Annotated in this window: 26 protein-coding genes; 11 read left to right on the top strand and 15 right to left on the bottom strand. The window is 63.0% G+C overall.

Going from position 1 to position 25,600, the window contains the following annotated elements; translation table 11 throughout:
- Positions 1 to 69: 69 nt before the first annotated feature.
- The 4 genes from HL657_RS02695 to HL657_RS02680 all read right to left on the bottom strand — a co-directional run bounded on the left by HL657_RS02695 (position 70) and on the right by HL657_RS02680 (position 4,978).
- Positions 70 to 1,440 carry a dihydrolipoyl dehydrogenase family protein gene (locus HL657_RS02695; protein ID WP_317295292.1) on the bottom strand — a complete coding sequence of 457 codons (1,371 nt, stop codon included), beginning with the start codon at positions 1,438 to 1,440 and terminating at the stop codon, positions 70 to 72.
- Positions 1,441 to 1,536: 96 nt separating this feature from the next.
- Complete coding sequence (locus HL657_RS02690) at positions 1,537 to 3,324, bottom strand: SLC13 family permease (RefSeq protein ID WP_317295291.1); 1,788 nt, start codon at positions 3,322 to 3,324, stop codon at positions 1,537 to 1,539.
- A 93-nt stretch (positions 3,325 to 3,417) separates the two neighbouring features.
- Positions 3,418 to 4,128 (bottom strand): YkgJ family cysteine cluster protein, encoded by a 711-nt coding sequence (locus tag HL657_RS02685; protein ID WP_317295612.1) that lies wholly within the window; start codon positions 4,126 to 4,128, stop codon positions 3,418 to 3,420.
- Positions 4,129 to 4,216: 88 nt separating this feature from the next.
- On the bottom strand, positions 4,217 to 4,978 hold the full coding sequence (locus tag HL657_RS02680; protein WP_317295290.1) for a SagB/ThcOx family dehydrogenase: 762 nt from the start codon (positions 4,976 to 4,978) through the stop codon (positions 4,217 to 4,219).
- A gap of 125 nt (positions 4,979 to 5,103) precedes the next feature.
- On the opposite strand from HL657_RS02680, the gene HL657_RS02675 reads away from it, so the two are divergent.
- Positions 5,104 to 6,033, top strand: coding sequence for a calcium/sodium antiporter (locus tag HL657_RS02675; protein WP_317295289.1), 930 nt, complete (start codon positions 5,104 to 5,106; stop codon positions 6,031 to 6,033).
- A gap of 615 nt (positions 6,034 to 6,648) precedes the next feature.
- Positions 6,649 to 8,568 carry a beta-propeller domain-containing protein gene (locus tag HL657_RS02670; RefSeq protein ID WP_317295288.1) on the top strand — a complete coding sequence of 640 codons (1,920 nt, stop codon included), beginning with the start codon at positions 6,649 to 6,651 and terminating at the stop codon, positions 8,566 to 8,568.
- Here HL657_RS02670 and HL657_RS02665 read toward each other — a convergent pair.
- Both HL657_RS02665 and HL657_RS02660 read right to left on the bottom strand, forming a co-directional pair.
- On the bottom strand, positions 8,526 to 11,285 hold the full coding sequence (locus HL657_RS02665; RefSeq protein WP_317295287.1) for a cation-translocating P-type ATPase: 2,760 nt from the start codon (positions 11,283 to 11,285) through the stop codon (positions 8,526 to 8,528). The genes HL657_RS02670 and HL657_RS02665 overlap by 43 nt on opposite strands.
- Positions 11,286 to 11,521: 236 nt before the next feature.
- Positions 11,522 to 11,857 (bottom strand): cupin domain-containing protein, encoded by a 336-nt coding sequence (locus tag HL657_RS02660; RefSeq protein WP_317295286.1) that lies wholly within the window; start codon positions 11,855 to 11,857, stop codon positions 11,522 to 11,524.
- Positions 11,858 to 12,052: 195 nt separating this feature from the next.
- Here HL657_RS02660 and HL657_RS02655 point away from each other — a divergent pair, with 195 nt between their 5' ends.
- The 3 genes from HL657_RS02655 to HL657_RS02645 all read left to right on the top strand — a co-directional run bounded on the left by HL657_RS02655 (position 12,053) and on the right by HL657_RS02645 (position 13,721).
- A complete protein-coding gene (locus HL657_RS02655; protein WP_231476498.1) occupies positions 12,053 to 12,280 on the top strand; it encodes a type II toxin-antitoxin system HicB family antitoxin in 228 nt (75 codons plus the stop codon).
- Positions 12,277 to 12,510, top strand: coding sequence for a type II toxin-antitoxin system HicA family toxin (locus HL657_RS02650; protein WP_048111751.1), 234 nt, complete (start codon positions 12,277 to 12,279; stop codon positions 12,508 to 12,510). The genes HL657_RS02655 and HL657_RS02650 overlap by 4 nt, the downstream gene beginning before the upstream one ends.
- Before the next feature lie 92 nt (positions 12,511 to 12,602).
- The gene (locus tag HL657_RS02645; protein WP_317295285.1) at positions 12,603 to 13,721 is read left to right on the top strand and encodes a TIGR04084 family radical SAM/SPASM domain-containing protein; all 1,119 of its coding nucleotides are present in this window, start codon (positions 12,603 to 12,605) and stop codon (positions 13,719 to 13,721) included.
- A 26-nt stretch (positions 13,722 to 13,747) separates the two neighbouring features.
- Here the strand turns inward: HL657_RS02645 and HL657_RS02640 are convergent, their stop codons facing one another.
- Positions 13,748 to 14,539: a hypothetical protein gene (locus HL657_RS02640; RefSeq protein ID WP_317295284.1), complete on the bottom strand. Its 792-nt coding sequence runs from the start codon at positions 14,537 to 14,539 to the stop codon at positions 13,748 to 13,750.
- A 157-nt stretch (positions 14,540 to 14,696) separates the two neighbouring features.
- Here HL657_RS02640 and HL657_RS02635 point away from each other — a divergent pair, with 157 nt between their 5' ends.
- Positions 14,697 to 14,861 (top strand): hypothetical protein, encoded by a 165-nt coding sequence (locus HL657_RS02635; protein ID WP_317295283.1) that lies wholly within the window; start codon positions 14,697 to 14,699, stop codon positions 14,859 to 14,861.
- Between the two features lie 3 nt (positions 14,862 to 14,864).
- On the opposite strand, the gene HL657_RS02630 is transcribed toward HL657_RS02635, so the two are convergent.
- From HL657_RS02630 to HL657_RS02620, 3 genes are all read right to left on the bottom strand, one after another.
- Complete coding sequence (locus HL657_RS02630; RefSeq protein ID WP_317295282.1) at positions 14,865 to 16,307, bottom strand: ATP-binding response regulator; 1,443 nt, start codon at positions 16,305 to 16,307, stop codon at positions 14,865 to 14,867.
- Positions 16,308 to 16,609: 302 nt separating this feature from the next.
- A complete protein-coding gene (locus HL657_RS02625; protein ID WP_317295281.1) occupies positions 16,610 to 17,185 on the bottom strand; it encodes a flavin reductase family protein in 576 nt (191 codons plus the stop codon).
- An 87-nt stretch (positions 17,186 to 17,272) separates the two neighbouring features.
- Entirely contained in the window at positions 17,273 to 18,202 is a 930-nt protein-coding gene (locus HL657_RS02620) for a DUF475 domain-containing protein (RefSeq protein WP_317295280.1), read from the bottom strand.
- Positions 18,203 to 18,324: 122 nt separating this feature from the next.
- Between HL657_RS02620 and HL657_RS02615 the strand changes: the two genes are divergently transcribed.
- Complete coding sequence (locus HL657_RS02615; protein WP_317295279.1) at positions 18,325 to 18,777, top strand: CBS domain-containing protein; 453 nt, start codon at positions 18,325 to 18,327, stop codon at positions 18,775 to 18,777.
- Positions 18,778 to 18,823: 46 nt separating this feature from the next.
- On the opposite strand, the gene HL657_RS02610 is transcribed toward HL657_RS02615, so the two are convergent.
- From HL657_RS02610 to HL657_RS02595, 4 genes are read right to left on the bottom strand one after another with little or no spacing between them, the layout of a single operon-like run.
- Positions 18,824 to 19,282 (bottom strand): YbhB/YbcL family Raf kinase inhibitor-like protein, encoded by a 459-nt coding sequence (locus HL657_RS02610; RefSeq protein WP_317295278.1) that lies wholly within the window; start codon positions 19,280 to 19,282, stop codon positions 18,824 to 18,826.
- A 57-nt stretch (positions 19,283 to 19,339) separates the two neighbouring features.
- A complete protein-coding gene (locus HL657_RS02605) occupies positions 19,340 to 19,807 on the bottom strand; it encodes a YbhB/YbcL family Raf kinase inhibitor-like protein (RefSeq protein ID WP_317295277.1) in 468 nt (155 codons plus the stop codon).
- Between the two features lie 53 nt (positions 19,808 to 19,860).
- Complete coding sequence (locus HL657_RS02600; RefSeq protein WP_317295276.1) at positions 19,861 to 20,352, bottom strand: YbhB/YbcL family Raf kinase inhibitor-like protein; 492 nt, start codon at positions 20,350 to 20,352, stop codon at positions 19,861 to 19,863.
- A 16-nt stretch (positions 20,353 to 20,368) separates the two neighbouring features.
- Positions 20,369 to 21,073: a phosphoribosyltransferase gene (locus tag HL657_RS02595; RefSeq protein ID WP_317295275.1), complete on the bottom strand. Its 705-nt coding sequence runs from the start codon at positions 21,071 to 21,073 to the stop codon at positions 20,369 to 20,371.
- A gap of 140 nt (positions 21,074 to 21,213) precedes the next feature.
- On the opposite strand from HL657_RS02595, the gene HL657_RS02590 reads away from it, so the two are divergent.
- A complete protein-coding gene (locus HL657_RS02590) occupies positions 21,214 to 21,639 on the top strand; it encodes a ribonuclease HI family protein (protein WP_317295274.1) in 426 nt (141 codons plus the stop codon).
- Positions 21,640 to 21,643: 4 nt separating this feature from the next.
- A complete protein-coding gene (gene tsaA, locus HL657_RS02585) occupies positions 21,644 to 22,081 on the top strand; it encodes a tRNA (N6-threonylcarbamoyladenosine(37)-N6)-methyltransferase TrmO (protein ID WP_317295273.1) in 438 nt (145 codons plus the stop codon).
- A gap of 10 nt (positions 22,082 to 22,091) precedes the next feature.
- Here the strand turns inward: tsaA and HL657_RS02580 are convergent, their stop codons facing one another.
- Positions 22,092 to 23,891, bottom strand: a complete 1,800-nt coding sequence (locus HL657_RS02580; protein ID WP_317295272.1) for an aldehyde ferredoxin oxidoreductase family protein — start codon at positions 23,889 to 23,891, stop codon at positions 22,092 to 22,094.
- 451 nt (positions 23,892 to 24,342) lie between these two features.
- Between HL657_RS02580 and HL657_RS02575 the strand changes: the two genes are divergently transcribed.
- Both HL657_RS02575 and HL657_RS02570 read left to right on the top strand, forming a co-directional pair.
- Positions 24,343 to 25,245, top strand: coding sequence for an Mrp/NBP35 family ATP-binding protein (locus HL657_RS02575; protein WP_317295271.1), 903 nt, complete (start codon positions 24,343 to 24,345; stop codon positions 25,243 to 25,245).
- A gap of 1 nt (position 25,246) precedes the next feature.
- On the top strand, positions 25,247 to 25,564 hold the full coding sequence (locus HL657_RS02570) for a hypothetical protein (protein ID WP_011843179.1): 318 nt from the start codon (positions 25,247 to 25,249) through the stop codon (positions 25,562 to 25,564).
- Positions 25,565 to 25,600: the final 36 nt, after the last annotated feature.

Here is a 25,600-nt window from a genome sequence, read left to right as displayed (position 1 = left end):
TACAAGGACCGTTTTTTCTGGAACGGGGTGTCTACCACCTAGCCTTTTTGCATCACCTTCCAGTTAACCTCACTTCCTCACCAGCGGATACACCATGTGGATGATGTCGTAGGTGTTGCTCGGGTAGGCCCACGGGATCGCGTCCAGCGTCAGATCGTCCACCGTCAGACCATGTTTGATCGCGAGGGCGAAGATGTTGATCACCTCCTCGACGTGGGGCCCGATGAGGTGGGCGCCGAGGATCCGGCGGGAATCCTCGTCGACCAGGAGTTTGTAGCCGGCGTGCTTCTGGCCGATGCTCCGGTTCGTGAACCGCCCGGAGAGGTCGCCGGCGTTGGCGACGTAGGAGATCCCCTTCTCCTTCGCCGCTTCTTCCGTGAGCCCGACGGAGGCAATGGGCGGATTCGTGAAGACGGCGCTCGGGACGACGGAGTAGTCCGCGACGCGGGCGTTGCCGCCCAGGATGTTGTCGACAACGATGTGGGCGTCCATCACCGCCACCGGGGTCAGCTGCGGGCTCCTCGGGTTCGCGTCCCCGGCAACGTAGACGGCGGGATTCGAGACGCTCCGGAGACGGTCGTCGACCACGATCCCCCGGCGGTCGGTCTCGACGTTCCCGGCCGCAAGGTCGAGCTCCTCGACCGCCGATACCCTGCCTGCGCCGTGGACGACCATATCGGCGCCGAAGGTCTTCTCCTCTCCCTTCCTCCCGGCCCGCACACGAAGGCCGGTGCCGTTCTTCTCGACCGAGACGAGCGGCATGTTCACCTGCACGTCGATCCCCACCTCCCCTGACGCCAGCAGCAGCCGGTCGACGATATCGGGATCGAACTCTTTGAGCACCCGCCCGCTCCGCTGGAGGATGGTCACCGCCGACCCGGCAGCAACGGCGATGTGGGCGAATTCAAGCGAGATGTAGCCCCCGCCGACGAATATGATCCGTTCCGGGAGCGCTTCAAGGTAGAAGAAGTCGTCGCTTGAGGTCATCAGGTCCTCGCCCGGGACGTTTAAGGGGCGGGGGTGCGCACCGGCGGCGATCACGATGTACCGGCCCGTGAGCGTATCGGCGGCGACCGCCACCCTATCCGGCCCGGTAAAGCGGGCAAGCCCGTGGTAGGTATGGATCCCCGCACTCCGGAAGCCCTCCTCCTTTTGCCGGGGAACGGGATCGGTGAAGGTCCTCTCAAAGGCGATCAGTTCCGGCCAGTCGATCGCGATCGCACCCCTGATACCGTTCCCCTGCTGGTCATGGGCACGGGAAACCACCTCTGCGGCACCGGCGAGCACCTTTTTGGGGACACAGCCCCGCAGGGCGCACGTCCCCCCGTAGTCCCGGGAATCAACGATCGCTACCTGCATCCCGGCCTTCCTGCAGTGCCAGGCGATGTCAGAACCGGCGTTCCCCGTTCCGATAACGACGACGTCGTACTCCCGCTCCATGGTGTGAGTCCGGTCGCCATGGACCGGCATAAAGGTTTACCCGGGTAGGAAGAATGCGGCACCGCCAGCTGCCCGGTCCGAGGACGGCACGGGAAGTCAGAAGTAGAAAAGAGAGACGATGCCGACGGCGACGAAGATGAAGACGATCGTCAGAGCACCCCCCGCCACAAGATAGTCCCGGGTCCGGTAGTTCCCCGGGCCCATCAGGAGGGCGTTCACCGGGTGCGTCGGGAGGAGGAAGGAGTTCGACGTGCAGATCCCGACGAGGAGCGCGAGGCCGCGGGGATCGAGCCCGAACGAACCCGCCATAACCAGCGCGAGCGGGACCAGGAGGACGGTGGCGGCGATATTCGACATGACAAGCGAAAAGGCGGTCGCGAGAACCGCAACCGCGATGAGGATGAGGGGCGTCGGATATCCGGCGACCAGGCCGGCCGTCTGGTCGGCGATGAATCGGGCGGTCCCGGTCGTGTCCATGGCGATGCCGAGGGGAAGGAGGCCGGCAATCAGCGCGAGCGTCCGCCAGTCGATAGCGCGGTAGACCTCGCCGATCGGAACGATCCGGAGGAGGATCATCGCGAGCACTCCCGAAAGAAGGCTCGTCGCGATCGAGAGCCCGGTGTAGGTGAGGCCGACGGCGGCAAGAAAGCAGAGGACGGCGGCGGCCGCACCGCGCTCGCGAACCCCCGCCCGCCCCTCGACAGGGGTCACCATGACGAAGTTCCGATCCGTGGCGAGCGCCCGCAGCCGTTCCCAGCGGCCTAAAACGACCATTGCGTCCCCCGCCTGCAGCGGGCGGTCGGCAAGGTTTTGCCGCTGCTCCTCGGTTCCGGAGAGGAGGATCAACACCTCGACGCCGTAAGTCACCCGGAACTCGAGATCGCGAAGCGTTTTGCCGACGATCCCGCCATACGGCCGGACGATCACCTCCGCAAACCCCACGTTCGGGTCGGCCATGACGTTCGCGGTGCTCTCCCCCGCCCGAACCCACTCAAGCCCGAAATCGTCTACAAACCGCCTGACATCCTCATCCTGTCCGAGAATGCCGAGTTCCTGCCTGGCGGCGAACCGGGTATGCCGCCACGGCGTGTAGGTGATCTCGCCCCGCTCGGCGAGGGAGATGAGGTGGAGGTTGTAGCGCGAGATCATATGCACCGCCTCACGTGTCTTCCCGACGATAGGGCTCCCGGGTGGGGCCCGCAGGTAGGATATGCGGCACGGTGGACACCATGTCCGGATGAGTTCCTCCTGTGGGCTCAACCGCGTCTTCTCGCGCCGAGGAAGGACCCGGTCCCCGAAGAAGTAGAAGAAGACGATCCCGGCAAGCAGGAGCGGCACCCCGACGGGGGTGACCGCAAAGAGCCCGAAGGGCGGATATCCGGCCTGCCGCAGAAGGTCGTTGAGGATGATGAGGGTGCCGGCCCCCACCATGCTGACGGTGCCCCCGATGGTCGCGGCGTAGCCGACGGGCAGGAGGAGGCGCGATGGCGCGATACCTGTAAGCGACGAGACCCGCAAAAGTGAAGGGAGGAAGACGGCGGTGGCCCCGACACTCTGCATGAACGCCGAGAGAGAGCCGGCGACGAGCGAGGCGGCGGCGGTCAGCCCTCGTTCGCCGCGACCGGCAATCCCGACGATCGCCCGGGCGATGCGGATGGTCACCCCGGTCCGGTCGAGCCCGCGGCCGAGAACCATCACCGAGAGCATCGCGATGACCGCGTTGCTCGAAAAACCGGAGAGGGCCTCTTGCGGGGTGACGATCCCGAGCCATGTTAGCGCGAGGGTCACGAGCATGGCAGCGACGTCGACCCTGACGATGCCGGAGATGAAGAGAACGGCAGTGCCGGCCAGCACCAGCAGGGTGAGGAGGATCTCGGTCTCCATCGGGCACCCTGCGCGGGAGGAGCTAAAAAAAGGTGAGGCCGGTCCCGGTAGGGGAGGTACCGGACGGGTTACCCCGAACGAGGCAGGCCCCCATCACTCGTACACGTCGCGGGTGACCCGATGCGGCTCAAACCGGCCACGGTGAAAGACCCGGACCTCGACCTCGGCACCTTTCCGGAAGTCCCGCATCAGGAGATCGTAGGTCCGCCGGACGTAGCGCAACCCCTCCTGTGCGAAGAGATCCCTGAGCGATTCCCGGAACCGGATTGCCTGGTCGAGAAACGCCGCCTCGTAAGCCCGGGTCTCCCGGGCAATCCGGGCGCACTCGGCATCGTCAATCGGGTTGTTGTAGCATCCGTGTTCGTTCAAACCCCCGATCTGCCGCCAGTCGACGGTGCCCGTCTCGTCGGCCTCCCGATGGAGCATGTAGGGGTAGACACGGCAGATGGCGAACCGCCGGTCGTAGATGCTGCACCTGCCGCCCTCAAGGAAGATGCAGGAGCCGTCAGGCTTTGTCCAGAGGGCGTAGCCCGAGACGTAGAACCTCCCCTGCTGGTCGCAGGCATCAAAATCGGGTGCCGGAATGATGGCGTCGGGCGCAAACGAGCGGACGCTGTCGGTATCCTCCTCCAGCAAAAAGACGTGGCCGTTGAACTCCCGTGTGCAGCACCGGCCGCAACAGTCGCAGGAGAACCCCACCTCCCGGATGATCGCGATGAACTCGTCTTCCGGGAAGCGGAGAAGCCTTTTGCGTTCTGCTTCAAGAGCAGCAATCTGTTCGTCGAACGTGAACGTAACCGGCAGCCTCCGTTTGTCGGCCCGGCGCGAATGCCGGGACTCTTCACTCAGGTGTTGGACGGGGAGGTGGATATGCCCTTCGGCACCCGCCTTCTTACGGTTTTTTCCCGACAGCCGCAACGTAGATCAGGAACTGGCGTTCGCCGTCGATGCCGAGAAGCCGGTTCATCGCCGCGTCGTCGAAGGCGGCGATCGCGCAGACGCCGCACCCCACGCCCGATGCCGCCAGGTAGAGGTTCTGGCAGACGTGGCCGGCGTCGAGATGCATGTAGCGGTAGCCGCGCTCGCCGTAGCGCCATGTCATCCGGTCCGGGACGGCGGTCCAGAGGAAAGTGACGGCACTCTCGAGGATATGCGGCTGGTTCAGGCACCCCGCCGTTACCAGCTGCGCGATGCCGGGGTCGCGCGACTCTTCGGCGAGGCGGTGCTCCAGTGCCAGGTAGCGGTAAAGTCCTGGGGGAACATTCTCGACCCGGTTGACCAGCAGGTAGGTCTCGAACGCGTGCCGTGCGCCTGCTGACGGGACGGTGCGGAGGGTGAACGTCCCGTCGACGGCCTGCCGAACCCCCTGGGTGCACCAGAGGAGGAATGCAGTTTCCGCAAGCGTGAGCGGTTCCGTCGTGTAGTTCCTGACGCTCTCCCGCTGCTCGATCGCGTCCCGGAGATCGACGTCAGGAATAGCAATATCGTCGGGCGCGGGCAGCGGAACGACCGTCTTCGCCTTCGTGTACGGGACCTCGAGAGGAGGAGGCGGGCGGCCCAGCATCTGGTCCGACGGGGGCTGGGTCCCGTACTCGGTCCTCTGCATGAACTCCCTTCCTGCCCCGCTCAGGGACCGGGCGCCAGGATTGAACATAGTGGTCCGGTGGTTGACGGGAGAGATAACCCTTTGCCCGGCACGCCGCCCGGAACCCGGATTCGGAAACGTATTAGCAGACCGCATCCAACGTATACCATCACTCCCGAGGCATCGTTGTGATCGTGACCGTTATCATATTCATCGTCGGCGTTGCCCTCCTCGTTAAAGGGGCCGACCTCTTCGTGGGCGGGGGGAGCGGCCTCGCCCTCCGCCATAGCATCTCCCCGGCCCTGATCGGGTCGACGATCATCGCGTTCGGCACCTCGCTTCCCGAACTCGTCGTCAGCACGAACGCAGCAGCCACAGGAAACTCCGACATTGCGCTTGGAAACGTCATCGGGAGCAACATCGCAAACGTAGCTCTCGTTCTCGCTCTCTGCACCTTTATCCAGCCCGGCATGGTTGCCGCTTCAGGGACTTCGCGCTCTGCGCTCATCCGGCACACCATGCTGATGCTTGCCGCAACGGCAGCATTCGCTCTCTTTGCCTTAAGAGGCACGCTCGACATCGTCGCCGGAATGGTCTTCCTCCTCCTCTTCGTCGGTATCCTCTTCATCCTCCTGCGGGAAAGGCGTGAAGAGGGGGAGGTCGTGATCAGGTCCCACGGATGGGCCGACGCCCTCTACATCGGCCTCGGGCTTGTCGCCGTCATCATCGGGGCACAGCTGGTCGTCGACAGCGCTGTTGCGCTCGCAGAGGTCTTCGCAATCCCGGCCTTCGTCATCGGCGTCTCGGTCGTCGCCGTCGGCACGTCGCTCCCTGAACTTGCGACCTCCCTCGTCGCGGCCGTGAGAGACGAGGGCGCCATCTCCATCGGCAACATCCTGGGGAGCAACATCTTCAACCTCCTCCTGGTCCTCGGGATCAGTCTCCTCCTCGCCCCGGCCGCCGTCGGGTCGCCCATCGACATCATCGTCGTCGTCCTCATCTCGGTCGCGATCCTCCCCCTGCTCTTTGCCCGCCCCTCCGTCGTCCGGGGCTGGTCGGCCCTCCTGCTCCTCGGCTACGCCGCCTACATCGCCTGGAACTTCGGGGCGGTGCCGATCGGGTGAAAGTTTCTTTGTGAAAAATGGTTGACCGGACATATCCGCGATACACTCCCGGATCCGTGCCCGGTTCGCATAACTGAAAACCCAGGTCTTCTCAAGTGCATAGGGTTCCGTTCGTCGTGAAGAGAAGAACGTCAGTTGTCTCACGCTCTGCACTCTCGATGCTCAAATCGGCGTTTCATTCGTCTTTCCTTAAAACTCTCCAGGTTTCTCACGGCTCATTGTCGCTCAGTACGTTTGCACCTCGAAAACCTTCGGACATCTCAAACCCCGGAAGTTATGTCAGTCACACCTTAGATCAGTTGTACTGAGTATCGTAAACCCATCCACGGCTTTCCACCGGATATCGCGACTGGGGGAGGGGTTGCAGGGGAGGGGGGATGCCCCCCCTCGAAACTCTTCGAGTTTCTCATGCTCGCTACGCTCGCACTCCCCTTTGTCCCCACCCCCCATGGCGATACTCCCACGGTCCACTGTACCGAGTTACTTGGAAAATATACCTGACTCCGCCTCCCCGAACTCACCACCACCCCACCGGAAGACTTCGAAAATATTCGTAGGTTACGCAAACCTGAAGCATAGGGACGTGCATCTCCCTCTATCGGAAGGTGAACGGATATGTGGAACCGAAACGCGGTGCTGGTGGCCGTCCTCGGGTGTCTCGTGATCGCCGCGATCATCGGGACCGCCCTCGCGTCGGAGGGCGGCGGGGAGGAGACCCTGGGGGATTTAAAGAAGTTTTCGTCGAAAGAAGAGATCGAGGTGTTCCTGAAGGAACACGCGCAGGGAACGAAGGGCAGTAACGGCTACCCCTGGATGACGGGGACCGGACAGGAGACTGCCATGGACGCGCCTGCACCGACGAGTGCGCCGCCCGCCCCGTCGGCCGCACGCGACTACTCAACCACGAATGTGCAGGTGCAGGGCGTGGACGAGGCCGACTTCCTGAAGAACGACGGGAGATACATCTACATCATATCGGGCGAGACGCTCTCGATCCTCGAAGCATTCCCGGCAGAAGATACCAGGATCGTATCCGAAACCCGGATCGAAGGATTCCCGACGGCGCTCTTCCTTGCCAGCGACCGCCTGGTGGTCTTTGCCACCGGGACAGAAGATCGCACGACCTCCGTGAAAGGGAGTGTAACACCCGTCCCCGTCCAGCGGACGGTGACACACGCATACATCTACGACATCGGCGACCGGAGCAATCCCAACCTGGTCCGGACCCAGACCTTCACCGGCAGTTACTACGACGCCCGGATGATCGGCGAAAACGTCTACATCATCACGCAGGAGGCCCCCGTCTGGATACGGGACGAGATCGTCCTCCCCGAGGTGCGGACGGACGGCGGCGAGCCCATCCTGCCCGACGTCTACCGCCCCGGGACTCCGCTGCAGAACTACGTCTTCTACACCGCAAGCGCCTTCTCCGTCAAAAACGACAGGGACACCCCCGACGCCGAGACGTTCCTCCTCGGCTACGACACCACCCTCTTTGCATCGCAGAAGAACCTTTACATCGGCTACCGCTACATGGGGACCGCCTCCTCCGGCCCGGCCGCAACGATGCCCGACTACGCCGGCAGCCGTGAGGAGACGATCGTCCACCGGTTCGCGATCGATGACGCAAGGATCGACTACAGGGCTATGGGCAGGGTTCCCGGGCACCTCTTGAACCAGTTCTCGCTCGACGAATACGGGGAGAACCTCCGGGTGGCGACGACCGTCGAGGGATGGACGCGTGAGGGGTCCTTCCAGTACAACAACGTCTACGTCCTCGACCCCGCGATGGAGACCATCGGGACGCTCGAGCATATCGCGCCGGATGAGCGGATCTACGCTGCCCGGTTCGTCGGCGACCGGCTGTATCTCGTGACGTTCAAGCGGATCGATCCTCTCTTCGTCATCGATCTCTCGGACCCGAAACACCCGGGCATCCTCGGGAAACTCAAGATCCCCGGCTACTCCGATTACCTCCACCCCTATGACGCCGACCGCATCATCGGGATCGGCAAAGAGACGAGCGAGAACGATTGGGGCGGCGTCTCGGTGGAAGGCCTCAAGATCGCGCTCTTCGACGTCTCGAACGTGAATAATCCGATCCTGATCGACAGCATCGTGATCGGGGAGCCCGGAACCGACTCGGAGGCTCTCCGCGACCACAAGGCCTTCCTCTTTGTAAAAGAGAAGAACCTCCTCGTCATCCCGGTGAGCGAGATAAAGCGGGTGGAGAACCCCGAATCGAGGTACCCCGGCTCCTACGGCACCACGACCTGGCAGGGCGCCTACGTCTACTCGGTGACCCCGGAGGAGGGGCTCACCCTGAAAGGCACGGTCGCCCACGCCGAGAAGGGATCCCCCTACACCTGGGACTCGCCCGACGCCGTGCGGCGATCGCTCTTCATGGACGACACCCTCTACACGGTCTCGGCAAGAAGCATCGTCATGACCGACCTTGCCGACGGCAGCCGGGTGAACGAGGTCTTCCTCCCCTACCGGTGGGGGATCTCCCCGACCCCGGTTCCGGTGGGGTGACCGGGGGGGCGGTGTCTCCGGACCCCCTTGAAGATCTCCATCACGATCACAACCGAGGAGGCCAGGGCGATCAGTACGAGCCACTCGACCAGGGAGACGGGCTGCAACTGGAGGACGTCCTGGAGGAAGGGGACGTAGAGTGCGAGGATGTGGATGCCCTGCGCGGCAACGACGCCGGCAATCAGGAAGTAGTTGCGGCTGATGGGAACGTGGAATGCGGAGAAGTACTCCGACCGGCAGTTGAAGACATGGAAGTTCTCGAAGAGCACCATCAGCAGGACGAGCAGGTTCCGGGCCGCGAACTCGTCCCACCCGTTTGAAAGGAGCCAGTACCAGGCACCGAGCGCGACGAGAGCGATTGCCACGCCGGAGATGACCGTCTCCTCGATCATCAGCTGGTTGAAGATCCCCTCCTCCGGCCTTCGCGGCGGCCGGTTCATGACGCGGGGGTCTCCGCCCTCGAACGCCAGCGCCACGTCCTGGATGCCATTCGTCACCAGGTTCAGCCAGAGGAGCTGTACCGCAAGGATAGGCAGCGGCAGGCCTATGAGGAGGGCAAGCATGAAGAGGAGGACCTCTGCAAACCCGGTCGAGATCAGGAGATAAACAACTTTACGGACGTTGTCGTAGGCATACCGACCCTCCTCGATCCCGGCGACGATCGAGGCGAAGTTGTCGTCGGTGACGATCAGCGACGCCGTGTCCTTGGCGACGTCGGTCCCGGAACCCATCGCGACCCCGATGTTCGCGCTCCGGAGCGCCGGCGCGTCATTGACCCCGTCCCCGGTGACCGCGACGTATGCCCCGCTCTCCCGGTAGGCCTCGACGATCCGGAGTTTCTGCAACGGCGTCACCCGGGCGAAGACCCGGGCACCCTGCACCCGGTCGATGAACGCGGGCAGCGTCGGGAGTTCGTCATCACCCAGTTCCATGCCGGTGACGACCTCGTCTGGCGAATCCGTGATCTTGAGGTCCCGCGCGATGGCGAGCGCCGTTGCGGGGTGATCCCCCGTCACCATCACCACGTCGACCCCGGCGTCGCGGCACCGCCGCACGGCGTCGGGCACGTCGGGCCGGATCGGGTCGATGAATCCGATCAGGCCGAGGAGCTCGAGACGAGGGAGCTCTGGGTTCTCCGCGGAGACCACTCCTTCCGCCCGACCGTGAGCCACGGCAAGGACCCGGTAGCCCCGGGAGGTGAGGCTGTCGAGGTCCTCCTGCACGCGGTCCGAGTCGAGGGGCACGCTCCCTTCCTGCCCTACTGCGGTCATCGTCCTGCAGAACGGGAGAACCGTCTCAACGGCCCCCTTGACCGCCACCAGGGTCTCCTCCCCCTCCCGGTACCAGACGGCGGCATACCGGCGCTCGGACTCAAAGGGGATCTCGGCAACGGCGGGCGCACTCTCACGGATACCGGCAGGGTCGAGCCCCAGTTTGTAGGTGAGCGCGAGAAACGCCACGTCGATCGCGTCGCCCCGGTGTGTCCAGTCCCCCTCATCGGTCCGCTCCAGGGCGGCCTCGTTGCTGATCGTTGCGGCCCGGGCCAGATGCTCCAGCCGGCTACGGGCGGGACCGGATACGGGGCTCCCCTCCTCGCTAACAACCTCTCCCTCGCCCGCGTACCCGGCCCCGGTGACCGAGAACATTTCGCCCGTGGGCAGGGCGACGACCCGGGCGGTCTGCTGGTTCACCGTGAGGGTGCCGGTCTTGTCGCTCGCGATCAGCGTGCAGCTCCCGAGACTCTCCACGGCGGCGAGGAACCGGACGATGACGTTCCGCCCGGCCATCCGTGACGTCGCGATCGAGAGCGCGACGGTCAGGGCGACCGGCAGGCCTTCGGGGATCGCCGAGACCGCGAGCGCGACGGCGAGGAAGAAAACCTCAAGGGGAGGTACTCCCTGGCCGAGGACGATGATCGCAAGCACCCCGGTGGCGACAAGGACAGCGATGCTGATCTTTCTGGAGAAATCTTCCATGCGCAGGACGAGCGGGGGTTTCCCCATCTCGGACGCCGTGACCGTCTCTGCGATCTGCCCGATCTCGGTGTTCTGGCCGGTCGCGACCACGACTCCCATGCTCCGGCCGGTCATGATAGTGCTGCCGGCATAGAGCATATTCAGACGGTCGGCCAGGGGCAGCGAGGCATCGAGGGCATCCGGACGCTTTTGAATCGCATGCGACTCACCGGTCAGGAGCGACTCGTCAACGGCGAGTGATTGCGCCCTGACGATGCGGACGTCGGCAGGAACCCGTTCGCCCGACTCCAGGACGACGCGATCGCCGGGAACCAGATCCTCCGCCGGGACAGTCGCCTCCCGCCCGTCCCGCCGCACCCGTGCATAGATCTTGAGCATCTGCTGCAATGCCGTTGCGCTCCGCTCCGCTTTCACTTCCTGGAACGTCCCGATGACGGCGTTAATCAGGATGACGATGAAGATGAAGACCGCGTCGGTGAAGTCGGCGAAGAGGATGGAGATAATCCCTGCTGCAAGGAGCACGTAGATGAGCGGGCTCGTGAACTGGCGAAGGAAGACCTCAAACACCGTCGGAGGGCGCTTCTGTGGGAGGGCGTTCTCCCCAAAGATCCCGCGCCGCCGGGCGACCTCCTCATCCGTAAGGCCCCCCTCCGGCGAGGCGAGACGCCCGGCTGCTTCGTCCGGCGGTAGGGCGTGCCATGCCGTCGTCCGGGACTCTTCGGGCGAGAGGGATGTATCCATACGATCATCTCACGGGTCTACGCCACAGGATGCAGGTGCCCCGGAAGAAGAAGTGCACCGGCCATGCCGAACGATCCGTATCAGCAGTAAATCGACCGGAGGGTGAAGTCTTTCCGCCCGGTGAGGCCTGGAATGCCGTCAACACCGATCTCCCGGAACCTACCAGGGAGGAGATCCGTCGCCCGCATATAAAAAACCTGCAGACCGGTTTTGAGAGAAGGCCTCTTCCCGGCGGATCACGCGTGGATCATCGTCAGCATCATCTTGAACCGCGTGACGGTGTGGACGGCGTGGGGTTTTTCGGCCGGCATGATGATCAGGTCGCCTGTCTTCATCGGATACTCCTTGCCCGCGATGGTGACGAGGGCCTCCCCGTCGATGACCTGGAGGACGGCGTCGTAGGGTGCGGTGTGCTCCGAGAGGCCTTCGCCCTCGTCGAAGGCGAAGACCGTGATGGTGCCGGACTTCGTGTAGGCGAGCATCCGGCTGACGATGGAACCGGGCTGGTAAGCGACGAGGTCGCGGGGATCGATGATCTGTTCAGTGAGATTCTCTTTCTTCGCTTCAGGCATAGGAGTCCGTTACTCCCTGCAGGGTATTCTGTCTTGCGCCTGAAGCGACGAACAGGCATACAAACTCCTAACCCTTATGGACAGTCTGAAGGTATGACCCACTCTCAAATCCGATCACCGCCCGATCCCCGGTGAGAAGAATATTATAACGGGTGAATGAACTGTTAATGGTCGAAGGTGATACCATTGACAAAGGTGCGACTAACTATTCTGATCTGGGAGGAAGAGGGGACCTATGTTTCAAAGTGCCAGGAACTCGAGGTTGCCAGTTGCGGCGATACTCCGGAAGAAGCGCTGGATAATATCCGTGAAGCGATCGAGCTCTACCTGGAGAATGCAAGAGAACTCGGGATGCTGCAGGACATTGAGCCTATCCTGACATCGCGGCACAAGTTCACCTCGGTCATTGAGGTCGAGGCATGACGAAGCTGCCTCAGATCTCTTCCGATGACGTCATAAAGAAGTTGAAGGCAATCGGGTTCGGTTACGCTCCTCACCGGGGAAAGGGAAGCCACGTAGCTCTCTATAAAATCGGGGACGACGGGAGCAAACTGCTTGTCATCGTTCCTCGACGCGATCCAATTCCCCGCGGGACGCTTCTCTCGATCCTGAAGCAGGCACGCCTTACAAAAGAAGAGTTCCTTGATCTGTAAAAGTTCAGCACCGGAGTCGTCCGGAGAAGATTTGAAAGTCCCACATCCTCACCTTTTTTTCACCCGGCCCACCAAATAGTAAGAGACCCTCCGTGTACTACCACCTCATCCTGACCGACAACTGCAACCTCTGCTGCACCTACTGCCGGGGGAAGGCATTCACCGTCGAACCGCCGGAACTGCCCGATATCGTCATCGACGAAGACCTTCCGGTCGACCTCGATATCGACCTTCCCGACCTTTACCGGTTCCTTGCAAAAGATCCCGACGCCGTGCTGACCTTCTACGGCGGGGAGCCCCTGCTCGCCGCCGATCTCATCCGCGAGATCGCACGCGACGCCCCGGTCTCGGCGCTGATCCTGCACACCAACGGCACGCTTCTCGACCGCCTCGAACCCGGGGTCGTGAACGGGTTAGATACGATCCTGGTCTCGATCGACGGCCCGGAGGAACTCACCGACACCCACCGCGGGGAGGGGACGTTTGGGCAGATCATAAAAAACCTCAACCACCTCATGGCGGGTGGATTTTCCGGCGAACTGATCGCCCGGATGACGGTGACCGAGGATACCGATATCGTGGAGGCCGTGCGCTACCTCACGGAGAACGACTTGTTCTCCTTTCCGGCCGTCCACTGGCAGATGGACGCGAACTTCTGGAACGATTACCACCTGCGGGATTACGCCGCGTGGGTGGAGGAGAGTTACAACCCCGGCATCCGGTCGCTCATCGCGTTCTGGGTCGAGACGATGCGCGACGAGGGGCGGGTGCTCCGGTGGTATCCCTTCATCGGCCCGGTGGAGGATATGCTGTTATCGCGGCCAAGCATGCTCCGGTGCGGGTGCGGCCACGCAAACTACAGTATCATGACCGACGGGCACATCGCCCCCTGCCCGATCATGGTCGGGATGAAGGACTACTACGCCGGACACATCGCCACCGCCGATCCGCTTCGCCTCCCGGTGACGGACATCGGGGGTGCCTGCACAGAGTGCGATATCCGTGACTTCTGCGGCGGGCGATGCCTCTACTCGAACATCACCAATCCCTGGCCGGAGGAGGGGCGGCGGATCGTCTGCGGGACGGTCAGGAACCTCCATTCCGCGCTCTCGACGGCGCTCCCGGAGATCCGGGACCTCATCCGCGACGGGAGAGTCCGGATGGAGGATTTCGCTCACCGGAAGTACAACAGTTGCGAGATTATACCCTGAAAAAAGAATTCAGGAGAAACCGAACCTTATTCGGCGGCATCAAGGAGTTCCCGGGCTCCGTCCACCATGGCGCGGGCGGCTTTCGCCTTTGCCTTCACGATGGCGTGGTTGCTGTCGCCGAGCGCCGCTTCCGCTTCCTGGTAGAGGGTCTCAGCCCGGTCGGTCCGCGCTCTGGACTTCCTGACGTCCTGCCCCTCGGTGGCCGCAAGCTCGACCTCTTCCTGGACGGCGAGGAGATCGCCGTAGAGTTCCTCCAGGAGTTCGCGCAACTCTTCGGTCTTTGCCAGATCCTCCTCTCGCTTCTGCCGGCCGCGCTCGCGGAGAGCCTCACGGGCCTCCTCCTGCCCTTCGAGGATTGACTGGAGTTCGTCCTCCACGTCTTTGACCGCCTGCGCGAGCACCTCGGCGAACGCCGTCCTCTCCTCCCGGGAGGCCTCATAGCCGTCATAGGCCCCGTACGCCCCGCCGGCCGCCGCACCGCCGAGAGCGCCGCCGATGACGTCGCTGACGTCCCTGCCTCCTCGTACGATACCCCCAAGGAGACCCCCGAGGCCCGCCCCGGCGATGGCTCCCGCGATCCCCTTCTTGACCTCTTTATGCTCCCGGTCGACGGTGTAACTCACCCGGACGTTCTCGCGGTCGACCGTGACCTCCATCTGCCCCTCTTCGCCGGTATGCCGGACATCCATCCTCGAAGACGCATCCCCGATATTCTGGTGCGTGATCTCCGTACCCCTGAGCGCGAGCTGCGACATCAGCCGTTCCACGAAATCGCCGTAAAGAGACGATACTCCCTGCCCGTAGTAAATAAACGCCATAGGATCACCCGTTATGGTTTTCGATTGTAGAAGATCGTTTTGTATTCAATAAAAACCTTCCCGGACGCCCCCGGAGGGAACGTCGGCACAGGAGCGGCTCCTCGCAGGGAGAAGCCAACATTCATCCGTCCGGAAGGAAGATTATTTGCAGAGACCCATGACGGCCATCGGACAGATCCTCTGCAGAATTGGCCTCCACCGGTGGGGCAGGAAGCGGGGATACGACGAATATTCCTCAAACGTCATCGAATGGGAGCAGCGATGCGAACGGTGCGGGAAGAGAAAGCGGTGGGTCGAGGTGAAGCAGGACCGGCGGCGGTGAGAATCAGGCGGCGGCACCGGCATCCCGGACCCGCCAGCCGCCTTCCGGCACCAGTATCTCGAACCGTGCCCCTTTCCCGGGCTCCCCGGTCTCCCGGATGGCAAGCCCGGTGGCCGAGAGGATCTCCCGGACGAGAAAGAGACCGAGACCGGTGTTCCTACCGAAGCCACGTATGAATATCTTCTCTTTGTCTTCCGCCGGGATACCAGGGCCGTTATCCTCGATGACGATGATAAGGCTTCCCTCCTGGCGACGGCACCGAACCCTGACCGTCGGGGCCGGTCCGGCATACCGGATCGAATTCTCAAAGAGATTGTAGAATGCCTTCTCCAGCATCGGATCGGCGTAAATCTCGACCCCCTCGACTTCGGCAAGGAGAGTGAGATCCCGGGAGTTGAGGTCCGCCGCCGCACGTGCCACGCATTCTCGAAGTCCCCGGTAATCCGGGGTCCGGACCCCGAGGTCCTGATAGTCCTGGGTGAACGCAATCTGGTGATTGATGAATCCGACGGTCTGTTCCTGCCGGTCCAGGTATCCAAGGAGAACCGGATCGGTGATCCGCTCTCTCATGAACTCCAGGTTGCCCTGAAGGACGGTCAGCTGGTTGAGGATGTCGTGCCGGGTGATGCCGGAGAGGAGGTGCATCTTCCGGTTCGCAGCTATCAGCGCGGCTTCTGTCTGCTTCCGTGCGGTGACATCCCGGACGATGGCCTGAAGACGGCGCGGACCTTTCACGTCCAGCCGGCTCGCGCTCATTTCCACGTCGTAACGCTTCCCGCTCGGCGTGGCGATCCGCCATTCGAAGAACTGCGGTTGCCCGGAATACGCCGCGCGCATCTTCTCGACAACGCTCGTAAGCGCCGGGAGACCGTCCGGCTGAACGGGGCTGGAGAGTTCCCAGGGTTTCTTCCCGATGAGGAACTCCCGGGTACACTGGAACGTCTCGAGGGCTTTTGAGTTGCAGTCGGCGAACCGGTCTTCCTCAAAGATGAATATGGGATCATTTGCCCCCTCGAAGAGGGCGCGGTATCGTTCCTCGGAGTCACGCAGCGCCTGGATGGCACGCCGGCGCTCCACTGCCTGCACGACACGGTGCTCAAGCTCGGCAAACAGGGAGCGGGAGTCGCCTCCTTTCTGGATGTAGCCGTCCGCACCGCAATTGAGCGCCTCCACGACAACCTCTTCGCGGCCGCGCCCGGTAAAGAGAATGAACGGGATATCACCGAAGTGCTGGCGCACCTCTTTCAAGAGTTCGATGCCGTCCATTCCGGGCATCTGGTAGTCAGTGATGATAGCGTCGCAGGCCCGCTCCCCGAGCCGGCTCAGGGCTTCCCGGGCCGAGGAGATGGTCTCGATGGTGAGCGCACCCGAGCGCTCAAGAAATATTTTACCGACTTCGAGAAGGGCTGGTTCATCATCGACATAGAGTACAGAATACTGAACCATCTGCAACGCTTCCAGTTCCCAATAATACCCGAGCAACCATATAATAACTTATCGGAATAGTGCGACGGCGCTGAGATGCATAATTCAGAAGTTAAATCACAAATATAGAGTTTTTTTACCGAAAAGCAGCGCTCCCGAGACCGATCCGTGTAACCCTGTATTATACGACGTCGTTCCCGGGGCAAACGGCAACCGCTCCGGTGTCGATGCCGCTCCAACCGGCACCGGGGAGGCCCGAAAAGAACGGCTCCATCCTGTAGCGTCCGGAAAAACCTGAGGTATCACGTAAGGCGAAAAAGGAGTTATCGCTTGAGTTCCTTCCCCGCAGAGAAGGCCTTTGCGATCACGCCGCCGAATCCGTAGTACTCCTGCCGCATCGAATCGTAGGCGAACGGCCGGATCTTTCCGATATCGGGTTTGCCGTCCTCTCCAAGGACGCTCTCGTCCACCTTCACGTCCAGGATCTCCCCGATGAACTGGGTATGCACGCCGATCTCGACCGTCTGGAGGAGCCGGCATTCGAGGACGACCGGAAACTCCCCGACGTACGGCGCGTTCACCAGGTCACCTTTCACCGGCGTAAGATTGGTCGCGGCGAACTTATCCGTATCCTTGCCGGAGACGATGCCGAAGTAGTCCGCCTCCCTGACGTAGTCCGTCGAAGGTATGCTGATCGTGAACTCGCGCTGCTCCATTAAGTTCGCGTAGGTCTGCCGGGCCTTCTGAACCGAGACCGCCACCGCCGGCGGGCGGGACGAACAGATGCCGCCCCATGCGGCGACCATCGCATCCGGCCGCCCGGAAGCATCGTAGGTCCCGATGATCAGGTCCGGATGAGGGTAGAGGAGTGTCCGTGGGCCAATCGATCGTTTCGTCATGGAGATACGATTCGTACCCTGACCCGGATAAACCTTTTCAAACCCGATACGCCGGACGGGAAGAACGGGAGAGAGGAGGGGGGCAGGTCACGCGGCACCCGCCGGCCCCATCTTCTGCTCCTGCACCGAGCGGTAGAGGAAGTAGCCGACGATGGCGAATGTCGCCACCGGTGAGAGCCAGGCGGGGATATGGAACCCGAAACTGTCCGCGAGCATGATCGTCCCGAGCACCAGGATGGAGTACATCGCCCCGTTCTTGAGGTAACAGTAATTCCGGATCCGGTCGACGCCGCGGACAGTCAGTTCCCTGACCACGACCGCCCCGATGCCGTTGCCTATCAGGATGAGCGGGACCGAGAGGGTGAAGGCGAACGCACCGATGACGCCGTCGATAGAGAAGGTCGCGTCGAGGACTTCGAGATAGGCAACCTTCGAGAGATCCGACATCCCCGGCTTCCGGAGCCGGGCCTCCTGCACCTCGGCGTTCTGCCTGAATCCGTGGACAATGAAGAAGGCGGTCGACCCGAGCACGGCCGCGAACCCCATCATGACGTTGACCTGCAGGGCGAACCAGACAAGGATCGCAAGCAGGATCGAGACGACAGCGTAGAACCAGACGCTCTGCCGGGAGAAGAACCGTTCGCTCCGGAGTCCGCAGGTCTTCTCCTCCACGAAGAGCCAGTGGAAGAAGAGGAAGACGAGGAACGTCCCTCCGAAGATCAGGAGGATCGGGGCCGAACTCTCGATCGCCTCGGTGACCGCGAGATCGTTTGAAAACGTCGCGAGCAGCGCATCGACAGGACCGAGCGACGGTGTCGTCGCCCAGACGATCAGCCACGGCAGGAGCCCCCTGACGACGAAGACTGCAAAAATCAGGCCCCAGAGAAGGAACCACCTGCGGGCCTTCTCCCCCATCGTCGCGAGGACGTCGGCGTTTATGATGGCGTTATCGATGCTTGAGACAATCTCGAAGACCGAGAGACCCGCTACGGTAAGAACGATCAGCAGCCAGTCCATTTTGTGTGGTGTACAATCTACCGCTGATTGCATATAAGGGAAGGCGGCCGGGCCGGGCGGTACGGGTTACGTTCATATACCATACCGGCATGAATCAGTCGCCGTCAACGGAGGAAACAGATATGGGACTTGTGAAGTGCTGCCGCGAGCAGGTGGTCGCCGTCTCGCCGGACACGCCGGCAGTGGAGGTGGCGAGGATCATGGGGGAGAAGAACGTCGGAAGTGTCGTCGTCGTCACCGGCGATAACCGCCCCACGGGCATACTAACCGACCGCGATCTTGCAATCCGGGTCATGGCGCAGGAGAAGAACCCGGGCGAGATCCGGGCGGAGGATGTCCTGACCCGGGACGTGATCACGTTCCAGGACAGCATGGGGATCTACGAGGCCATCCAGAAGATGACCGATGCAGGCATCCGGAGGATGCCGATCGTCGACGACGCCGGGAAGCTGATCGGGATCGTCACCATGGACGACATCGTCCGGATGCTCGGGGAGGAGATGGCCGCAATTGCAAAGAATATCGAGAAACAAAGCCCCCCCATGCAGAAGCCGAGCGCGCCCATACCCATGTGAGGGGGCCGAAACCCCCTTTTTGGATGTTGGCCGCGAGTCCGGCCACCTATCCGGTGGCGAAGACTACGGCCTCCCCGGACTGGTTCATCGACCCCTCTATCGCCCGGACCATCTCCTCCCAGGTCGCCCCGGGCGCGAGCGCGAGATCGAGGTCGAGTGCATACACCCTGAAGAGGTACGCCTCGGCCTCCCCGGTCTCCGGGCAGGGACCCCGGTAGCCGATGCTGCCGAAGTCGTTCGTCCCCTGGACGGCATGGAGCGGCGATTCCACCACCTCCCCTTCCGGGAACCCTTCCGGGATCCGCGGGACGGCAGGGAGGTTCCAGAGGACCCATGCCACCTTTGACGGCCCTTCCTCGGGGCTCGTTGTCGCAAGAATTGCGAGCGATTTGATGTTCGGCAGGATCCCCTCGACCCGGATCGGGGGCGACCGGTTCGCTCCTTTGCAGGTGTAGTCCAGAGGAAACTCATCGAAATCCAGTTTTACTACCAGTTTTTGCGTCATGCCAGGCTCCGTCGACACTCTCCTTCCGGAACCATGGTATAAAAAGGGTGCGTGCGGTCACCGGGAGTACATGGCGGCGGTCTCGCCGAACCCGAGGACATGCCCCTGCATCGCGGCGATGAGGTCGTGCTTGCCTGCGCCGGCCGCCAGATCAAGCATGGCATCGAGCCCGTAGACCTTGAAGAGGCAGCGGTGCGTCTCGCCCGGAGGGGGGCAGGGGCCGCGCCAGCCGAGGGTTCCGTAATCGTTCGTCCCCTGGACGGCATTCAGCGGGGCCGTCACGACATCCTGCGGCGGGATGCCCTCGGGGATCAGGGGCGACGGCGAGAGGTTCCAGATGATCCAGGTCGTGAAGGAGCACCCGGGTTCGAAGGGGTTCAGCGCAAAGACCGCCATCGATTGTGTCTCAGGGGTGAGTCCCCGGATCCTCAGTTCTGGCGAGAGATCGGGGCCGTCGCAGGTGTTCCAGACGGGAAACTCCGCCGAACGGAGGGAGACGACCAGTTTGGCAACTCCAGGGGTCATGTGGAGGCTTTCGGCGCAGGGTGATTAAAAAGGTTGCGGGGGCCTTGAGCGCCTCACGTCCGGTGCCCGACCGGGGGCCGGGGGCCGGGGACCTTTCCGGGTTCGTAAATCGCCACTGTCTCGCCGTACCCCGTGGCGGCGACCGCGAGCGTGTCCTCCAGGCGCGACCGACCGGCTCCCGGCGCAAGATCGAGTTCCTGCCCAAGACCCCAGACCCGGATGAAGAAACGGTGCGACGCACCCTTCGGCGGGCAGGGACCGCCGTAACCGATCCTCTGGAAGTCGTTCGTCCCCTGGACCGCAGGAACCTGGTGGGAGACCCGGGGTTCCAGGGGGATCCCGCCCGGGATCTCGCCGGTTGCCGGAATGTTCCAGGCAAGCCAGTGGGTGAACGTGCCCATCGATGCGTCGAGGTCTTCCATGACGACTGCAAGATACGGTGCTCTGACGCCGAGGACCGTAATCTCCGGCGAACGGTCGGCGCCATCGCAGGTATGCTCCGGCGGGAAGACGCCGAAGCCCAGTATCACCGTTAAGGGCTCCATCGCCATTCCGCATCCATCATAAGAGCCCCATGTCCCGGGCCTGGATCAGCAGTTCCTGCACCTCCTGGTCGGTGACGTCGTGCCACTGCTCGTATGCCTGCGCCACCGCAAACGTACGGCTGGTTCTGACGTTTAAGCAGATGACGAGGTCCGCCTGCCGGGCGATGAAGTTGACGGCGTGGAGGGAACCGGTGGGAACCGCCACGACGACCTGACGGGGCGACCCGGCCCGGGCCGCCTCGATGGCGGCGAACATCGTATACCCGGTTGCGAGGCCGTCGTCGATCAGGATCGCGTCCTGACCCTCGATCTCCGGTTCTTCCCGGCCGCTGGCGAACTTCTCTATCCGCTCCGCCACGTTCTTTCTGGCTTTTGCGATGGCGGCGTTCACTTCGGCCTCAGAGAGGTCGAGACCGGTCATGAGGGAACGGTTCAGGAAGACTCGCCCGTTCCAGGTCACGGCACCGAACCCGGCCTCCGGGTCCCAGGGAACCTGCACCTTCCGCACCACCGCCATCCGGAGTGGGGCCTTCAAGGCCCGGGCCACCTCAAGCCCGGGCGGCACCCCCCCGGCAGGGATGGCACAGATCACCGGTTCGGCGATCGTCTCGAGCGTTGAGAGGGGCGCGGCAAGTTGCCGCCCGGCGTCGGTCCGGTTCTCAAAAACGCTCAGCCGGTCCCGAAGCGATCTATCCTCAATGATTCGGCCCGTATCCAGCATAGGTCCGCCTTTACTGCACCGGAATATTAACGTCTTCCGGTGGGCGGCCTCCTGCCCCCGAGAACGATACCAATAACTCTCAAAAGATCGATTATCAACCGGCATATGATGGTTACAGAGAGAGGCCGGAGGGGGCACCGGTGACGGAAACCAGTGCGGTGACGCTGTATACCGACGGCGCATCGCGGGGAAATCCCGGGGACGCCGCCTGGGCATACGTGATCGTGCGGGGTGGGTCTGTCATGGCCGGCCGTTCGGGGTTTATCGGGACGGCGACCAACAATGTGGCAGAGTACCATGCCGTCATCAACGGCCTTGACGCCGCACGGGAGTTCACCAGCGGCGGGCTTATAGTCAGGTCGGACTCGGAACTCGTCGTCCGCCAGCTCACCGGCCGGTACCGCATCACCAAAGAGCACCTTGCAGACCTCGCCGAGGAGGTGCGGCGGCGGATGCGCAGCTTCGCAGAGGTCAGGTTCGAGAGCGTCCCGCGGGAGCACCCCTGCATCCAGGTCGCGGACCGCCTCTGCAACGAGACGCTCGATGCGGAGAAGCGGAGGAGGTAGAGGTATGGCTGCGATCGAGTGCATCCCCATCGGCGTTGTCCGGTCGCCCTACCGGGCCCGGGGCGACGCCCCTCGCCAGGGACGCCTCGCGGATACCGTCGCGGAGATCCATGTCCATGACGCCTACGCCGCCGGGCTTGAGGACGTGGAGCGGAGCAGCCACCTCATCGTGCTCTACTGGCTTGATCGGGCGGAGCGGGGACAACTCCACGCAAAGCCGCCGGGAGAGAGCCGGGAACGAGGAGTTTTTTCGACCCGATCGCCCGCCCGACCGAATCCGATCGGTCTCGGGATCGTCGACCTGGTCCGGCGGGAGGGAGGCGTCCTGGTAGTCCGGGGGCTCGACGCCCTGGACGGGACGCCGGTGCTGGACATCAAACCCTACTCTCCCGAGATCGATTGTATCCCGGAAGCGACGGGCGGCTGGCACATTAAAAAATGAGCGCTCGGGGTCAGGGTGCAGGCACTGCCTCATGCCCCAGACCGAGGTCGCGGAGTTTCTCCGGCGTGGGACGGCCCTCCCGGTCCCATCCCCGGACCCGGTAGTACTCATCGAGAAGAGGCTCCCGCTCCCAGACCCGGCCTTTCGGGGCGCCTTCGGTGAGCGGCTCCCGGAGGAGACGCGGCGGCAGGGTGTCGTCCTCCCGGGTGCACCCGGCTCTTATGTTGAAGACCTTCTGCAGGTTCCAGATCCGCTCGCCGATCCGGAGCACTTCGCCGGCATCGATGTCGTAGCCGGTGACCGCCGAGACCATGGCCCCGTAATCCGCCGCCCCGAGCGGGAACGAGGTGAAGAGACAGCTTCCCGACGAGTCGATGAAGGCGGTGAGATCCTGGAACGTCTTCGTCCAGACAGCTTTCCCCTCGCTCGAGTAGGGGTCGAGTTTCTCCGGCGACCCGAGCACTTCGGGGGCGATCAGGTAGGCGTAGACATGGTCGCCGCCCCGGACCGAGGTGGCGTAGGCAAGACCGTGCCCCTGCAGTCCCCGGGGGTCGTAGGCAGGGAGTTCCTGCCGCTTGACGCTCATAGAGAGTTCTGGGTGCCCGTGTTTCCTTGCGAAGCGGAAGGATCCTTCGGCGAGTTCGTCACCGATGCCGTCGCGGTAGCCGATCCGGTGGACGAGGTCGAGCATCCGCTCTGCATCGCCGAACCGGAGCTCCTCGTCGATGTAGCCCTTCTCCGAGAGTTCCATGGCGCAGGCGATCGTCGATCCGGTGGAGATCGTATCGAGGCCGAGGTCGTTGCAGAGATTGTTCGCCTCCACAACAGCCGCAAGGTCATCGATCCCGCAATCGGGGCCGAACGCCCAGATCGTCTCGTACTCGGGACCTGCCGTCCGCTTCCCCCCGACCTCAACCTCGCGGCCGCACCGGATGATGCAGCCCTGGCATCCCATCTTTCCGGCGAGGATGGTATCGGCCATCCGCTCCCCCGAGACGTTCTCCGCTGCGGGGAAGTGTGCGGTCTGGAAGTTCCGGACCGGGAGGATGTAGTTCTCGTTGATGATGTTCACGAGGACCGCCGTCCCGAACTGGGGCAGCCCGCCGCCCGAGATGGCATTCTCCCGGATCTTTTCGGCGATCTCTGATTTAAGGGCAAGGAACCGGTCGCGATCGGCGACGGTGCACCGGCCGCTCCCCCGGGCGGCGACCGCTTTCAGGTTCTTGGACCCCATCACGGCGCCGACACCCCCGCGCCCTGCGGCCCGCGAGGTCTCGTTGATGACGCCGGCGATCCGGACGAGGTGCTCGCCCGCGGGGCCGATGCAGGCCACGCTCACACCGGGATCGCCAAGATCCTCCCTTATGGCCGCGGCCGTCTCGCTCGTCGTCATGCCCCACAGCTCCGAAGCGTCCCGGACCTCCGCATGCCCGTCGTCGAGGAGGAGGTAGACGGGCCTCTGTGCCCGACCCCGGATCACCACCGCATCGTAGCCCGCACGTTTCATGCTGGTGCCGAACTTCCCGCCGGAGTTCGCGCTGGTCATCGTCCCGGTCAGCGGGGACTTCGTGACGATGTCGTACCGGGACCCCAGGGGAAGGCCGCTCCCTGCAACCGGCCCGGTGGCGAAGACCAGCACGTTCTCAGCGCCGAGAGGATCGCTGCCCGGGTTCACCAGGTCCCCGATGATGCGAACCCCAAGCCCCCTCCCGCCGATGTACGCCCGCCTCCACTCTTCGGGAAACGGTTCCTCCATCGTCTGTTCTCTCGCGAGGTCAACGTGGAGGATCTTCTCTGCATAGCCGTTCATAGGTTGTCACCATGTCCATATGACCTCGTTTTGGGTAATAAGACTGCGGGACGAAGAAAATGGTTAACTTCCCCTTAAAAGAAAAGACATCACATCATACCCGGGCGCCAGGAAACCCTCTCAGCCGGATGTGCACGAGGGTAGACTGTTCCGCAGGATACGAGCGAAGAAAGACACCGTAACGGTGAAAGACAGGGCCTACTCGTCAACATCTTAAAAAACGGCAGGAACGCCCTCGAAAGCGGCGATCTCGAACCATCACTCAAAGGCAACGGCACGGTCGACCCTCTCTATCCCCGCCGGCAGCGGTGTCCCTGTGTCCGAAAAGGTGCGCCGGGGGCAGAACAGGGTTACGTGCTACCACCTATACCTTTTTGTTGCAATTGTCGTTAATATATAGTAGCTTTAGATCCTTCTCTAGAAGGATACTATACCGCAGAGGATACTTGCTATGACTCAGACGAATGAACCCAATAAGGAAACCTGCACCGGGAACTGCTCCAGCTGCCCGTCTGCAACCGGATGCGACGACCCGAAAAATGCGGATGCCCCGAAGGGCCTCCCACCGAAGGCCGATGTCAGCGTCAAACACGTCGTCCTCGTCCTCTCGGGGAAAGGCGGCGTCGGGAAGAGCACGGTCTCGGCAAACCTCGCCTACGCCCTCGCCAACCGCGGCTTTAATACGGGACTCATCGACCTCGACATCCACGGCCCGGACATCCCGAAGATGCTCGGGATCGAGGAAGCCCGCCTCCAGTCCTACGACGGGAAGATCATCGAACCGGTCAAGATCACCGGCAACCTCGCGGTCATCTCCATGGCGTTCCTCCTCCCGGAGCGCAACACTCCCGTGATCTGGCGCGGACCGATGAAGATGACGGTCATCCGGCAGTTCCTCGAGGACGTCAACTGGGGCGATCTCGACTACCTGATCGTCGACCTTCCGCCCGGCACCGGCGACGAGGCGCTCACCGTCGCCCAGCTCGCCCCGAACATCGCAGGCGCGGTCATCGTCACCACCCCGCAGGACGTCGCGGTCCTCGACTCGAGCAAAGCGGCCGAGTTCATCAAGAAACTCGAACTCCGGGTGCTCGGGATCGTCGAGAACATGAGCGGCTTCATCTGCCCCCACTGCAAGGAGGAGATCGATATCTTCGGCAGGGGCGGCGGCAAGAAAGAGGCGGAGCAACTCGGGGTGCCCTTCCTCGGCTCCATTCCGCTCGATCCGGAGATGCGCAAGGCAGCGGACGAAGGAAGGCCGTTCATCATCCGCCAGGCCAAAGCCGAAGAGAGCCCGACCTGGAAGAGTTTCGACGCCATCATGCAGGCTCTGGTAGACCAGATCGAGGAGTAATATGGATTACTCGAGGATTCTTGCCGGCCGGGGGGAGGGCCTCCCGGTCTTCGCGCGGGTCGTCGAGGCACTCGAAGAGTTCGAGGAGTTCCCCTTCCTGCTCGAGCCCATCTACCGCGAGGCCTCGGAACTCGGGGACGACGATCTCGACCGCCTCCGGTTCGGCCTCGTCCGCCTGCAGGTCTACGCCGACATCCACCGCTACGAGGATATGGAGACGGCTCAGCGGATGAAGTACGTGGCCGCCACGATCGAGCGGGTGCTCTTCGGCAAACTCCTCCTCGAGGGGGAGGAAGACGGCAAACAGCAGTGCTGCTGAGCCGGCCGGCCCGAAAAGATCATAGAAGCCCTGCTT

The sequence above is a fragment of the Methanoculleus nereidis genome, from assembly GCF_032944295.1.
GTDB classification, from domain to species: Archaea; Halobacteriota; Methanomicrobia; order Methanomicrobiales; family Methanoculleaceae; genus Methanoculleus; species Methanoculleus nereidis.
This window is presented reverse-complemented; position numbering and strand designations above follow the sequence as displayed.